Consider the following 13,684-nt stretch of genomic DNA (forward strand, 5'->3'; position numbering starts at 1 on the left):
AATTTAAATATATTTGAAATTTTTAGAACTATTAATCCAGAGAGAGTAAAATGTTTAATACAGTATCCATCTCAAAAATTGTGGTAACTTAATTACAGTTCAAGATTGTTTTCTCTTTCCTTTTTCAACAAATTTCTCTTCCAGACATTTGGGACAAATGGCATGGCTGTATCTTCCTTGGAATTTGTCTAGTTCATTGATCGATAAGACAATCCAGTGATGGTTGAAATGAATTCGATTGCACCATCCACATCGGGTGAGGTAGGCACGATATGCTATTCCAGGTATTATTTCGTCCTGGATATTTGATGCGAATATTTTGTCAGTAACTACTTCCATGTTTTATTATAAATTTGGCATATTTAAAATACGAAAGTACTCCATGAAATTCAAAAGGGGCTAGATATAACCAAAATCTCTTATTAAATAATCAATTAATTTCAAAAAATCCTTGAACAAAAGAAGATTTAAAGTAAAAAGTAGGGTGGTGGGCCCACCCGGAATTGAACCGGGGATCTCTGCCACGTCAAGGCAGCGTTATAACCACTAAACAATGAGCCCATAACAATAATGGTTAAGTTAAGTTGGAAGTGATTCATTAAAAATTTTTTGAAACAGAAATCTCAATGGATTTTAAAGGTCAAATTCATACCCTTATCGAAAAAAAAAACTAAACTTGTTAATTAACTTCTCTCACTTGTATTTCGATTACAAATGTAGGTGAATTAATCATTCAAATCAAAAAATATCGCACAATTTCATAAAAAAACAATGAAGGCTATACAAACACGTTCAAATCTCGAAATTGAATCCGTGTAAATCTTTTTTTTATTTAAAAGTGCTTTAGGTGTTGAAAAAGAATTTACTGTTTTTCTAACCCATTTTATTTCATCTTTGAGCCAAATAGACCTTCGGACATGGTACCCCGTTAGTACCAGTTGGAGTACCTTATCCAATAATGATTAACCTTCGTATAATAAAAAGTCTTAGAAACTTTCTATGTCCAAAATAGAAGGATTTCTTTAAATAATGTATTTAAATAAATAAGCTCCAATCAATGCTTCTTATGAAGCCGAACGACTTAAAAACCCCGACATCATAGTAAGGATTAAAGTCATAAATTTAATTTATGAGAAAAAAAGTTGGTTGTATGGAACAAAATAATTCATTTATTGTCAAAAAATTACCTGATTTGCCTCATCTCGATGGATTGTACAATGTAAAGATTGATACTGCAAATTACATTGTAGACAAAGAAAACTTATTAAAATTGAGAACTGAAATAGACAAGATTTTAACAAATTTATAGATTTTATTTATTTGGCTTGAATATTTAGGGTTTGGTTTATATTCCCTTTTTTATTTAACTTACAATTTGAAAATATCTTTACATAACAAATACCTTATATACATTTTTGAGAATCGCGTTTATAAGATAATATTTGGAATTAGTAATTGGGATGCGAGAAGCAATAAAAAAAAGAGTAATGGTTTTTTTTGAAAATATTAGAAATCAGGTTTCAAAAAAAGAAAGGTGGGCATTGGCTGGTTCATCCATATTTTTGAGTGTTCTTGTTCTTACACGGTACAATGTAGAACATACTGAAGCTTATATAATTGTTTTACCTCTGTTTTTAATTTTTGGTGGATTATGTATTCTTGGATTAAATACAAAAAATAAAAATCTTAGCAATGAAGTTCAATCAGAGAATCTATATTGGAAAAGTGGAAGAGTCTTGTGGTATGGCGGATTTATCTATTTAGGAATATTAATTCTCCGATTATTCTTGACTGTAAACAACTTTTCATATCTATTCACTTTGAAAGCAAATGAATTCCTTCTATTTATCATAGTTTGTATTTCCGGTTTAGTAGAAGAATTTTTTTTCAGAAAAGGGATTCTCAAATTGGCCCTTCCCATAGAAAATCATCGGAAAACGATTAATGGGCTGATTTTCTTCCAATCTTTAATGTGGACTGCCTTTCATTTTCAATATTATGATCGACCTTTGAGTTTATTGGTTGTTTTTATTATGGGGTTATATTATGGCTTTCTTTATTCATACTCTCAAGATTTTTGGAAGCCTGCATTATTACATGCCTTAACGAATATCATTGGATTAATTTACAATTTTTCCATTTATCTCCAGTAATAAAACGCGGAAACGAATATATTTAAGGTAGATGTCATTACAATTTTCTAACCCATGGATCAAGGTCAAGTTAATATATCTTCCCGTGAATTCTTTAATATTTTGATTGTGGAAGACAATCCCGATGATGCTGAACTTCTTATACGGTTTTTAAAGAAACATGGGTTTCACTTTAATCACTTAGTTGTTGATACATTTCAAAAGTTTCAAAATGAATTGCACCATCAGACTTGGGATCTGATATTATCAGATTATAATCTTCCGACATTTTCAGGTATTGATGCGCTTACGTTTTTACAAAGTACTGCAATTGATATTCCTTTCATCTTGATTTCTGGAAATATTGGAGAAGATGCTGCAGTTGAGGCAATGGTGGCTGGTGCCCAAGACTATATTATGAAAGATAATCTAATTCGACTAATTCCTGCAATAAAACGGGAATTAAAAGAGGCATCCATCCGTAGAAATTTGAAGAATGCTGAGAATGAGATCGTTCATAAAAATGCCATTATTCGGCAGGGTGAAGAAAATTATCGCCTTATTTTTGAAAACTCTCCTGTTGGCATTTGTTATTATGATACCCAAGGTTTAATTCTTGCTTGTAATAGTATGCTGTCAATTATTGTGCAAAAATCCCGAAAAGAAATGCTTGCAATGAATCTAATGGATGCTCCCCTAAATCTAAGCATAAAAGATAAAATACTCACGTCATTAGAAGGGAATTTAGAACAATTTGAGGGACATATTGGGGAAAATAAAAAGAAAAATACACCATTTGTACGAATAGATTTTGTTCCTATGTTTGAGGAAGATTCAACTAAAATTGTTGGAGGTGTTTCAATCTGGCAGAATATTTCGACTCAGCATCAATATGAAATAAAATTGAAGTCTTCTTTGAAAGAGAAAGATGTTTTGCTACGGGAAATTCATCATCGTGTAAAAAATAACTTGCAAATTATATCTAGCTTTATCGTTCTTCAACAGAAATATATTAAAGATGATAAAATGCGACTAATCTATCGTGATTTTCAAAGTCGTATCAATTCTATGGCTCTAATTCATGAACATTTATATAAAATGGATAACTTGGATAGAATTTCCTTTGAGCAATATGTGAAAAAGTTATTAAAGGACTTGCTTCAAACCTATGGAAATAAAACAGTTAAAATCACATCCTCAGTTAAAATTACTGATCTGAACTTGGAATTAAATACCGCTTTCAATTGTGCATTGCTTATTAATGAGATAATCACTAATGCACTCTCCCATGCTTTTACAGATAAACAAACAGGACGGATTTCAATTGAAATGAAAAAGCTCAAGGAGTCTCAAATGTTATTACAGATCAAAGACAATGGGATTGGCATTCCCAAGGATATAAATATAGAGAACCCAATTTCTATGGGCTTGACGTTAATCAATGCTTTTGTAAAACAAATGAATGGGACGATAAAGGTCAAAAATGATCATGGAACTACCATAAAAATTGTCTTTCAAATAAAAAAATCATTTTGAGTGAATTTTTTTCACAATAAGCGCTGCCATTGTCGCAGCACCAAATCCATTGTTGATATTTACGACCGAAATTCCCGGAGAACATGATTGCAGCATGGTTGTAAGTGCACCCTTTCCTTTTTCGCCTAGTCCATACCCTGTCGAGGTCGGGACTCCAATTACTGGGATGTCTACTAAGGATGAAACGACGCCGGGCAAAGTACCTTCCATCCCCGCAAAAACTATCAAAACATCAGTGTGGGCTTTAATCATTTTTTTTAGGGGGGGAAAAATACGATGCATTCCAGCAATTCCCACGTCGTAGGATGGTAATGTTTGATACCCCATGGCTTTTAAAACAACATTTGCTTCTTCTGCAACAGGGATGTCTGATGTTCCCGCAGTAATCAACCCAATTAACCCAGGATTCTCTGGTTTTTTATACTCTTGTTTCGCAATAAAAATTACTTTTCCTTGATAGTTAGGTTGATATTGAATATTGGAATGGGATTTATATTGAGCATCCAAAACCGAGAATTGTTCTTTAGTAACACGGGTTAAAATAGCATAGCCACTTTTCTCCATCATGTGAGCTGTGATCTTTTGCAACATTTCCACAGATTTACTCTCAGCGAAAATAACCTCTGGGATACCAGTACGACTTTTTCGGAATAAGTCAAGTTGGGCCAACTCATCAATTTCGTTCAAATAATTGAGTTTTAAAATTTCCTCAGCTTGATCAACGGTGATTTTATTAGCTTCCAGATCCTTTAAGATATCCCTTAATTCTTTCATAAATTATACCCTAGGGTAAATAGTAATCGGTAATATAATAATCTTAAGAACCTCATGTAAAATCAGTCCTTAGGAGATGTTTTTTTCTGTTGATTAATGCGGGTTTGGATAGATGAATATAATTTTCCTGTTAACTTCAAAGTTTCCAAAGTATTACTTAATATTTTGAGTTGGTTCAATTTTTTCTTGGATTTTATCGGATCTATATCTACTTCTAAGGTTTCAATTAATTCAACTAAAGTTTTGATAGAATGATCATAGTGTGGGAGTAAAATTGGTGGTTTTGGAACATAATTTGGAACTTTTTCTATCGTCTGGATGATGATCTCTTTTCGAGGGTATTTTTCATAACCATATCCTTCCACCCCCAAAAGACGAGTTGCTGCTAGTGTTGTCCCTGTTCCTAAAAATGGATCCAAAATTCGGGTTGCTCCAGGCACACATTTAATACATCGATATGGGAGACCAAGAGGGAATGGGGCATCATGTCCTTTTTTTACCGATGCACCAGTGGTTTTTTCATAACAAATATGCCAAACATTACCTGCATCTCGCATATCTACTTCTCCATAACGTCCTACATTGGACTTATCTGCGTACGGTATCCCAATAGCCTTTGGATTAAGTTTGTAAGCTCTAGCATTTTTTGCGAACATATACACATGCTCCCAAATATTGTTGAATCGACGATTTCCTCCAGAAGGGGTATAATGTCCCTTTCCATAGATCGATTTAATCCATATAATATCTTGAACTCGATGCCAACCGGCATTGACTGCAGATTGTGCCACTTTTTCGGAAATTCCTTGATCTTGAGCTGAATCTCCAATATTAAGAAAAAAAAGTGCTTTTTCCTTTGAAACTCGAAAACATTCTTTCCATACGGCCGTTAGAAAGGATAAATAATCTTCTTCTGGCATATTATCATCATAAAACTGGTTATCATCAGCTGAATAGTTTTTCCCGCGGTTATAGGGGGGAGATGTGATTATCAGATCAATAAAATCATCTGGAATTTCATCCATCTGCTCTGAAGATTTAAAAAAAATTTTTTGGTTATCAATTTCAATTTCTTCCCGTTCAACTGATTGACCGTTATTATTTCTTGTTGGCATCTTCTAGGGTATATTAAATTCCACATGAAATGAATTTATTGGTTTCAGTTTCGAACTAAATTTTCGGGAAAAATGGATATTTATGGTAACATTCTAAAAAAAAATCCAAAAAAAAAGTGAAAGGTGAATTTTAAAAGTGTAACTGGAGGAAATGAACTTGCACATGAGCTATTTTGAAGAGAAAAATATTAGAAATATCGTTAATAAATTTCATGAAGGATTAATCTTCGTGGACCGGGAAGGAAAAGTTCAATTTATTAATCACATTGGGGAGAAAATCACGGGGTGGACGGAAAATTTAGCAAAGGGTAAGGCGATTGTTGATGTATTCCGAATTTTTAATGAAAAAACAAATATCCAATATGTTAATTTGACCAATGATATTTTAAATACAGATATTCCTTACGAAATTACCAATCCAATAATTCTTCGCTCACGAAATCACCAAGAAAAAGATTTAATATGTCGTTTTTCCCTCTTACAAGATAAAAATTCTACCATTACAGGTTATCTAATTTATTTCACTGATATTACTGAAAAGAAAAAATTTGAACGGGAGTTCCAAAATGCGTTACGATTGAATTCTTTAGGAAAATTATCCAGTGGGATTGCTCATGATTTTAACAATGTGCTTACAACCATTTTAGGAAATATTAGTTTAGCTAAATTGGATGTGTCGGAAGAAGAAGAAATTTTCTCACTTCTAACAGAAGCGGAATTGGGGATTGAAAAAGCACGAATTATGACTCAACAGCTTCTTTCATTCTCCAATGATGGTGTTTCTGCTAAAGAAACTATTGATATTGCTCATATTTTACAAGAATTTGTTTCGTTCACCTTATCTGGTAGTAATGTCACTTGTGAATACCTCATTGCTGATGATTTATGGAACATTGAAGTGGATAAAACACAAATCAATCAAGTAATTCATAATGTCGTCATTAATGCGGTTCAAGCAATGCCTATTGGTGGAACGATTAATATTGAAGCCCATAATGTGCAAATTCCTTCCGAGAATTCATTTAATGTTCCTGAAGGAAATTTTATCCGAATTGTTATTCAAGATCATGGAATCGGAATTGATCCTGTTGATCTTCCCCATCTCTTTGATCCATTTTATCAATCAAATTTAACCGGTAAAGGTATGGGGTTGACTGTAGTGCACGACATTATTGTTCAACATGGTGGATTTATTTCTATTGATTCGGAATTAGATGTGGGGACGACAGTTATTTTTTATCTTCCAGCAGTTGAATCTAAAGTTGCTGCTCCTCTAAAAGAACATGCTACTTCGTCACCACACTCTGGAAAAGTGTTAATTATGGATGATGAAGATGTAATCCGAAGAGTTTTAGGGAAAATGCTCAAACAACTAGGTTACCTTCCAACTGCTGTGGCCAATGGGGATGATGCCATCCAAATTTATCAAGAAAATATGGCTAAAGGAACTCCCTTTTCCGCAGTGATTCTCGATCTTACTATACGAGGTGGGATGGGGGGTGAAGAAACTGTGAAACGGTTACTTCAGATCGATCCAAAATTGAAAGCCATTGCATCAAGTGGATATTCAACGGATAAAATAATGACAAATTTCTCCGATTTCGGTTTCTCGGGGACCTTAATCAAACCCTACAAAGTAAAGGAACTTGAAGATACTCTTGCGGATCTATTTGACGCTTTTTCTACATAATAATTTCTAATTTTTAATTTTCTTCTTTTTTCTTCAAAAAAGAAAGAAGAGTTGTTTGATTTGAATCCAATTTTTCTTTGAGGTTCGAAAATCGAAGCCCAATGAGTCGAACATTTTTTGGATGGGTTCGAAATTCCTCCAATAACTCACGAATGATTTGAAATGCCTTTGTTTCATTTCGAGTATAAGATTGAAATGATTTCGCACGAGTATATGTGTCAAATCCTTGAAATCTTATCTTGATCGATATGGTTCGATAATAAATTTCTTTTTCCTTAATGATATCATGGAGTTTATGATTTAAGCTTGAAATTTTCTCAATAATTATGTCATAATTTTGAACATCTGAGGAAAAAGTACGTTCTTTTGAAATTGATTTTCTTTCGCTATAATGATCTTCATCATGCACTTTTCGACCATCCTTTCCATGCGCTGCCTTCCAAGCCCATTCACCTCTCCGTTGTCCAAATATCGCAATCATTTTGTGAATTGGTGTTTGATGAATATCTCCAATGGTGGTAAAACCTCGTTTTTCATAATAAGTCAAAGATTTTTTTCCAATACCTGGAATTCGAGTAATTTTTAATGGACCTAGGATCTCTTTGTAATTTTGGGGGGTTATTACTGTAATTCCATTGGGTTTATTTACATCTGAGCCAATTTTTGCAAGAGTTTTTGAAAAAGATACTCCAATTGAACAAGTAACTCCGGTTTCTCGTTGGACTTTATCCTTAATCTCTTGGGCTAATTGTTTCGCTTCCTGAAAAGAATTACATCGGTCGGTCATGTCAAGATAAGCTTCATCAATGGATACTTGTTCGATTTGATTATATTTGCGAAAAACTGCCATCACTTTGTTGGAGATCTCCTTAATTCTTCCAAATACTGGACGGGTGTAAATACCTGACGGACATCGTTCCCATGCTTGAGAGATGGGCATACCTGAATGAATTCCGAAGGCACGAGCTTCATATGAACATGTTGAAACTACCCCTCTCCCTTTTCCATGGCGTGGGTTCGCTCCAACGATTAAGGGGACTCCAATATATTCTGGATGATCGAGTAAAACTACACTCGCAAAAAAAGAGTCTAGATCAGCTAAAAAAATAAATTTTTGTGGTTCATCAATCATCCTATTTAATTAAAACCAAGAGCATATTTAAAAAATCAGAGCAAGGAAGCATTATAAATTTTTATCTAAGAAATACCATCGGTTTTTGTCTATAATATAGAGTTTCATTTTTGAATTTTATCAACCTTTCAAACTCACCAAACTTATTAAGTAAAAAACTTCAACGAAGAATTAGTGATGAAAAAATGAAATTTTGGATTATGCATGATACCAATTTTGGTAATGGCAAGCTCCTGGCGGAGACCATGAGTGCAGTTTGTTCGGAAAACCACGAAGTAAGAATTGGGGATATTAAAAAAGTATCTGTTGAAGAAATTATAAATGATATGCCCGATGTTCTAATTCTTGGAGCGGCTATACGAATGTTCCAAGGGGGTCCACTTTCAAAGAAATGGTTAAAAAAATTGGACAATGAACTTGAAAAGTCCAATAAATCTATAAGATATGGTGCGGGGTTCATAACTCATGGCCTTCCTTCTAACAAAATTCAAGGGTGGGTCAAACGATATATGAATAAACTTAAAAAGGCTCAGAATGTTCGGGAGATTTATTTCCCTTGTTTTACGGGTCAAGTTGAAGGGCAAGAAGGTCCATTTAAAGATGGGGTATTAGAACAAGCAAAAAAGTTTGTAGAAGAATTTCAAAACTGGATGCAAGAGTCTTAAAAATGCCGGTATTTTTTTTCCTAAATTTTATTCTTCTGTTGTGGGACTTTCTAACAATTTAAATGTCTTTAGATCGCAATCAATTTCAGCTTCAATACCTAAAGGAAGGATAAATTGTGGATCCGTGTGGCCAAAATCCATGTTAGTTATGATTGGGATTTCCGGATGATTAAATTCTTCTGCAATAATTCTTTTTAACATTTTATCGAGCTCTACTTTTTTCTCTGGTGAATAATCTCGAGCTCTCCCAAAGAGAATCCCTGAAATATGGTCAAAAATTCCTTGCATTCCATAATTTCGAATTATATAACCTATTTGTGAGATTGTTGGGACATCTTCTGATGTTTCAAAGAAAAGAATCTTGTTACTCCATGAGTTTTGTGGCCAAAACAAGGTCCCTTTTAGAAATTCAAGCACCTCGATACATCCTCCAAAGAGATTACCTTTGAATTTTCCCTTTCCTTGAACCCAGTGCCATTGATCTACATTTTCTTTCAAAGGGTTTGTTTTTCCAACATTATCCTCTTTTGCCCAATCAAGATATCCTTCGCACCATTGCGAGAACGGAAGGTAATTGTACGTCATTGGATTAGTAAATAAGATTGTCTTAATGTGATTTATAAATTCTTTTGGCAACGATTCTAGCTGGGAGAAACCAGCCATAATTGAAGGCCCATTAAAGGTAACTAAACCCCATTGATTTATCAGAGTTAGAAATGTGGAAGAATCGGAATAACCCATAATAATTTTGGGATTATTAATTATTTTCTCTTTATTCAAATATGGTAAAATACGTACAGAATCTTCTCCGCCAATTGAGATGAAAATGGCCTTAATTTCAGAATTTTCAAAGGCTTTGTTTATATCTTCTGCTCTCAATTTTGGATTCTGATATAATTTATCTGCATTCATACAAGCAGTTGGATATTCAATAGGAATCAACTTGAAATATTTTTCAATATTTTGTAATCCTTTTTTATAGACATGAGGAAAAATACTTGGACCTCCCCAAGATGGGGAAATAATTGCAATTTTATCGTTAGGTTTTAAACGCTTCGGTTTTTTCATGAATATCACTATGTAGGATGCATCAATATATTTCATTGAGCTGGAGAAGTATTTGAGTTTTTAGTTATTTTCAGAAAAAAGAAAATAGTATGTAGTGATACACACTTTTTTTTATAAAAAAAAGGATGTCCTGAAAAAACGTTTAGTTCAATATATATGAATGAATTTAGTTAAAAATTTAAATAAATCGCAAAAATAAGTCAATTCAAAGCAAATTACTCTTTTTACGATTTTTTATCTTAGGACGCCTTTCTACTGGAGGATTGCTGAATAAAACAAAATATTTAATACACACTAAATTTACATACCTTTAAATACTATACACACCTTAATTATATCAGATACTCATAAATTACATTAAAAAATATTACGTGAAAATTATGATAAAAACACATTCAAAATCTGGAAAAATCGAAAATGCTTGGAGCATTGCCTCAAACCGAACCCAATATTATTAATTTTTTTAAACCTACATTAAAAAGAAGAGAAAATAAAACATGCTAAAATATCGCACTCACAAAAAAAAACATCAAAACCATAACAACGTTCTCTATCTCCGACAATATTATTAACCAATTCATAGAACTTTAGTCAGAAAGAAGAATCTTTTTTATATCATAAAAATTACATACAAAATATATACCGTTCACCTACGCAATACTCAAAAACAATTTCAATTCAAAAAACTTACAAACATTTACTGGATGAAAAAAATGGCTCAATATGAACAAGAAGAAATAATTGCAGAATTAGATCGAACTATTGATTTAATTGATCAAGAATTAGACCAAATGGATGAAGAAATCGGTTCGATTCGTGGTTATGCACCTGATGCTGCTGAAAGCGCCGCGGATCGGGTTGAAGCTGCCCGAGAAAAACTCGAAGACGCCAAAGAAAAATTGAACAATACTCGAAATTTGCTAACAGAATTTTTAGAATCTGCCACATTCGCCGCAAATTTATACGATGAAAAAGAGCAAAACCCAGATCCTCAAACAATTTCTGAATATGAAAAATCTTATAGTAAAGCTGAACGTTTGAAAGGAAAACTTTTGAATTGGATAAATAAAAGCACAATTTCTATTGAAAAAGCGCGAATTAATACCGAAAAAGCCCGATCAAAAGTTAAAATTGCGCGCATTAAAGCCAAAGTACGATCTGATAAAGAACAAAATAAGAAAGTTCGCATCAATTTTACGCTTCCTGAAACAATGAAGAATGATTGGAGAAATTTAGCTGATGAACTCTCCATATCTGTAAGTCAAATGGTAAGAAATGCCATGGATGTCTATGAAAGATCTGTAAAGGGCTTAGAAGATTCTGGTGCTTTAGAATCATTACGTAATTTAGAAAAAATGGGTGATAATATCGATGCCGCAGGAGAAAAATTAGATAATTTTCTGGAAAAGAAAATAAATCGTAAATTCGATCCTTATACTGGCAAACCTGTAAATATTGCTGTTTCAGACCCACTTCCAAACAATTCTGAAGAAAAAGATAGGAAGAAAAAGCGAATCAAAGGTTTAATCATGATGCAGAAATGTTTGCCTGTTGAAAAATTAGCACAAACTCTGTCCATCCCTGAAAATGAAGCAGAAAATATAATTTACGAATTAGCTGCCGAAGGAATAGAATGCACCTTTGATGATGGGATCTGTAATTTTGACGCTAGCCAAACTGATAATATTATCAATATTCTTGATGCAGTAATTGACAAAATGTAATACGCATTTTTATTATTCAGGGATTCTGGCTAGATATCCTTTGGGATAATGAATTTTTTTATCTGATTTTAATTCTGGTTCATTTCCTTGTCCAGATATATTAGAAATTTTTTTTTGAATGTGTTTGTTTTCGGATGAATTTTCTTCGCTCATTAGATTATTTAAAAATGCGACCGTATTTATATGCCAGAAAAACCCAACATGAGAAATGAGAAAAAAACATTTCAACATCATAACAAAATTTGGAGAAGACTTTATTCATTCGATAAATTGGGAACTTCAACAATTTCTTCCAAAGAATCTTCAATTTTACTTATTGTTTTCTTTAAATCGTGACCAAACTCTACTTTTCCCAAGTTAATAGAGGTAAGAATTCGATCTGATCCTCCAATATCCACCAAGTTAATATAACCTTTTTCATAAATGCATAAACATTTGGTCAAGCCAAACTCCTTATTAAATTTCTTTGTAATCATTTGACATATTGAAATTAGCGATGCACTCATATAAGAAAGATTTTCAAGTTGAGATTGAAGATTTTCTTTCATAGGTCGAAGTTTTAGTGTTTGTTTCTTTCTCTTCTCAGGATCTTCTTCAGACATTATTGCTTGGATTTGTAAAGCTTCTTCAAGACTTCGACTTCGTGAAATTAATTTTCCAAATTCTTTTCCTCGGGATGAAACATATTTTTCGGGATAATTTTTTAAAGAAATAAAATTGATTTCAGTTTTTAACACACATTTCTCTGATTCAATCGTGAAATAGTAAAGCATCTCTAAATCAGCGCAAGAAATAACAATGCTTTCCGTGGGATTCACTGGAAATAAAATATGTCGTAATTCTCCTAATTCTTTAATTACAGTAAATTGTTCTGCAAATATCCTTGGGCCTTCAATAGCCAGATTCAAAAAAGCGTCTGTCTGACTTGCATAATTCATTTCCTGACCTGCTTTAAATCCAAAAAGTCCACTTTTACCTGTAGGTAATTTTAAGAGCTTGAAATAATCACTCAGCCATTTATTTTCCTCAGATTTAAAATTTGAGAGATATTTTTCAAGTAATTTATAAATTTTTGATAATTCTGCTAAATTAACAAAGAATTTTCGCTCTCTAATTTCAAAAATTCGTGGTTCGCATAAATTAAAATGATTAAATAAGGGTTCTGGCCTTTTTAAGTTGTTTTTTTTCAAGAATTTTTTAACTAGGGTTAAATTTAGATTGATTGGAGTGTCTTGCTGATATAGAGTCTCTTGAATAATATCCGATTTTTTTTTATGAGGACGAGCTTTTTGATTTAATACTTCAACTAGCTGATTCCTTCCTTGTTTTGAGAGATAATCTATGTTTTGAGAAGAATTATCTCCAAAAATTTCCATCCACTCTTGATTATGATCGTTATCGAAAATGGGGACATGCAAATATCGAAAATATGTTGAAAAATCGAGTTTTGCCGATAGAAAGCGAATTAAATTAATTATTGCCTTTCTTCCTGGCTCTGAACGATAGTCAAAAATTCCAAAACTTTGGGGTACATGAAGAGCATTGCTATCCAATAAGTCTTGAATCAATTGTTGATATTCAATACCTTTTGGAGTTAATTTAAGTGAATCCCAATGAGAGTCGAAAGTTAAAAATCTCCAGCGTTTTAGTTCAGAAAGTGCACTAACTAAATCTCCATTCTTCGTTTTGGGTTTTAAATCGGGAAAAATTAACCGGTAATACCTAGGGCTGGAGTAAACAACAAATTCATTAACAGTTAGTGGCATAAATCGTCACTTAAGAGCAATTAAGGATTAAAATTAAGGCTTCTTTTTTTGAAATGGATTTGGTATAATCGGGAAAAATAAT

At 32.8% G+C, this 13,684-nt stretch carries 13 protein-coding genes and 1 tRNA gene; 6 read left to right on the forward strand and 8 right to left on the reverse strand.

The window, feature by feature from the left end; genetic code table 11:
• Positions 1-99: 99 nt before the first annotated feature.
• Together NEF87_RS21930 and NEF87_RS21935 are read right to left on the reverse strand one after the other, a co-directional pair.
• Complete coding sequence (locus NEF87_RS21930; RefSeq protein ID WP_457917502.1) at positions 100-339, reverse strand: hypothetical protein; 240 nt, start codon at positions 337-339, stop codon at positions 100-102.
• 146 nt (positions 340-485) lie between these two features.
• Positions 486-561: transfer RNA gene (locus NEF87_RS21935), tRNA-Val, on the reverse strand.
• A 589-nt stretch (positions 562-1,150) separates the two neighbouring features.
• Here NEF87_RS21935 and NEF87_RS21940 point away from each other — a divergent pair.
• From NEF87_RS21940 to NEF87_RS21950, 3 genes are all read left to right on the forward strand, one after another.
• On the forward strand, positions 1,151-1,309 hold the full coding sequence (locus NEF87_RS21940) for a hypothetical protein (RefSeq protein ID WP_371803670.1): 159 nt from the start codon (positions 1,151-1,153) through the stop codon (positions 1,307-1,309).
• A 133-nt stretch (positions 1,310-1,442) separates the two neighbouring features.
• Positions 1,443-2,153 (forward strand): CPBP family intramembrane glutamic endopeptidase, encoded by a 711-nt coding sequence (locus NEF87_RS21945; protein ID WP_457917503.1) that lies wholly within the window; start codon positions 1,443-1,445, stop codon positions 2,151-2,153.
• Between the two features lie 54 nt (positions 2,154-2,207).
• Complete coding sequence (locus NEF87_RS21950; protein WP_457917504.1) at positions 2,208-3,668, forward strand: histidine kinase dimerization/phosphoacceptor domain -containing protein; 1,461 nt, start codon at positions 2,208-2,210, stop codon at positions 3,666-3,668.
• On the opposite strand, the gene larB is transcribed toward NEF87_RS21950, so the two are convergent.
• Complete coding sequence (gene larB, locus NEF87_RS21955) at positions 3,660-4,442, reverse strand: nickel pincer cofactor biosynthesis protein LarB (protein WP_371803673.1); 783 nt, start codon at positions 4,440-4,442, stop codon at positions 3,660-3,662. The genes NEF87_RS21950 and larB overlap by 9 nt on opposite strands.
• Before the next feature lie 62 nt (positions 4,443-4,504).
• The gene (locus tag NEF87_RS21960) at positions 4,505-5,557 is read right to left on the reverse strand and encodes a DNA-methyltransferase (RefSeq protein ID WP_457917505.1); all 1,053 of its coding nucleotides are present in this window, start codon (positions 5,555-5,557) and stop codon (positions 4,505-4,507) included.
• Between the two features lie 163 nt (positions 5,558-5,720).
• Here NEF87_RS21960 and NEF87_RS21965 point away from each other — a divergent pair, with 163 nt between their 5' ends.
• Entirely contained in the window at positions 5,721-7,247 is a 1,527-nt protein-coding gene (locus NEF87_RS21965; RefSeq protein WP_457917506.1) for a hybrid sensor histidine kinase/response regulator, read from the forward strand.
• Between the two features lie 13 nt (positions 7,248-7,260).
• On the opposite strand, the gene dinB is transcribed toward NEF87_RS21965, so the two are convergent.
• Positions 7,261-8,379: a DNA polymerase IV gene (dinB, locus tag NEF87_RS21970; RefSeq protein ID WP_457917507.1), complete on the reverse strand. Its 1,119-nt coding sequence runs from the start codon at positions 8,377-8,379 to the stop codon at positions 7,261-7,263.
• A gap of 185 nt (positions 8,380-8,564) precedes the next feature.
• Here dinB and NEF87_RS21975 point away from each other — a divergent pair, with 185 nt between their 5' ends.
• Positions 8,565-9,044, forward strand: coding sequence for a hypothetical protein (locus NEF87_RS21975; RefSeq protein ID WP_457917508.1), 480 nt, complete (start codon positions 8,565-8,567; stop codon positions 9,042-9,044).
• 27 nt (positions 9,045-9,071) lie between these two features.
• Here the strand turns inward: NEF87_RS21975 and NEF87_RS21980 are convergent, their stop codons facing one another.
• Positions 9,072-10,112, reverse strand: a complete 1,041-nt coding sequence (locus tag NEF87_RS21980; protein WP_457917509.1) for a S66 family peptidase — start codon at positions 10,110-10,112, stop codon at positions 9,072-9,074.
• Between the two features lie 713 nt (positions 10,113-10,825).
• Here NEF87_RS21980 and NEF87_RS21985 point away from each other — a divergent pair.
• Positions 10,826-11,836, forward strand: a complete 1,011-nt coding sequence (locus NEF87_RS21985) for a hypothetical protein (RefSeq protein ID WP_457917510.1) — start codon at positions 10,826-10,828, stop codon at positions 11,834-11,836.
• A gap of 12 nt (positions 11,837-11,848) precedes the next feature.
• On the opposite strand, the gene NEF87_RS21990 is transcribed toward NEF87_RS21985, so the two are convergent.
• Together NEF87_RS21990 and NEF87_RS21995 are read right to left on the reverse strand one after the other, a co-directional pair.
• Positions 11,849-11,989, reverse strand: coding sequence for a hypothetical protein (locus tag NEF87_RS21990; RefSeq protein ID WP_457917511.1), 141 nt, complete (start codon positions 11,987-11,989; stop codon positions 11,849-11,851).
• Positions 11,990-12,090: 101 nt separating this feature from the next.
• The gene (locus NEF87_RS21995; protein ID WP_457917512.1) at positions 12,091-13,602 is read right to left on the reverse strand and encodes a hypothetical protein; all 1,512 of its coding nucleotides are present in this window, start codon (positions 13,600-13,602) and stop codon (positions 12,091-12,093) included.
• Positions 13,603-13,684 lie beyond the last annotated feature (82 nt).

It is taken from the genome of Candidatus Lokiarchaeum ossiferum, from assembly GCA_025839675.1.
GTDB classification, from domain to species: Archaea; Asgardarchaeota; Lokiarchaeia; order Sigyniarchaeales; family Promethearchaeaceae; genus Lokiarchaeum; species Lokiarchaeum ossiferum.

Excerpts from the sequence above, each read along its gene's own strand:
- dinB (WP_457917507.1), bottom strand. The coding sequence starts at position 8,379 with ATGATTGATGAACCACAAAAATTTATTTTTTTAGCTGATCTAGACTCT.
- NEF87_RS21990 (WP_457917511.1), bottom strand. The coding sequence starts at position 11,989 with ATGAGCGAAGAAAATTCATCCGAAAACAAACACATTCAAAAAAAAATT.
- NEF87_RS21980 (WP_457917509.1), bottom strand. The coding sequence starts at position 10,112 with ATGAAAAAACCGAAGCGTTTAAAACCTAACGATAAAATTGCAATTATT.
- NEF87_RS21995 (WP_457917512.1), bottom strand. The coding sequence starts at position 13,602 with ATGCCACTAACTGTTAATGAATTTGTTGTTTACTCCAGCCCTAGGTAT.
- NEF87_RS21975 (WP_457917508.1), top strand. The coding sequence starts at position 8,565 with ATGAAATTTTGGATTATGCATGATACCAATTTTGGTAATGGCAAGCTC.
- NEF87_RS21930 (WP_457917502.1), bottom strand. The coding sequence starts at position 339 with ATGGAAGTAGTTACTGACAAAATATTCGCATCAAATATCCAGGACGAA.
- NEF87_RS21985 (WP_457917510.1), top strand. The coding sequence starts at position 10,826 with ATGGCTCAATATGAACAAGAAGAAATAATTGCAGAATTAGATCGAACT.
- NEF87_RS21965 (WP_457917506.1), top strand. The coding sequence starts at position 5,721 with ATGAGCTATTTTGAAGAGAAAAATATTAGAAATATCGTTAATAAATTT.
- NEF87_RS21940 (WP_371803670.1), top strand. The coding sequence starts at position 1,151 with ATGGAACAAAATAATTCATTTATTGTCAAAAAATTACCTGATTTGCCT.
- larB (WP_371803673.1), bottom strand. The coding sequence starts at position 4,442 with ATGAAAGAATTAAGGGATATCTTAAAGGATCTGGAAGCTAATAAAATC.
- NEF87_RS21950 (WP_457917504.1), top strand. The coding sequence starts at position 2,208 with ATGGATCAAGGTCAAGTTAATATATCTTCCCGTGAATTCTTTAATATT.
- NEF87_RS21960 (WP_457917505.1), bottom strand. The coding sequence starts at position 5,557 with ATGCCAACAAGAAATAATAACGGTCAATCAGTTGAACGGGAAGAAATT.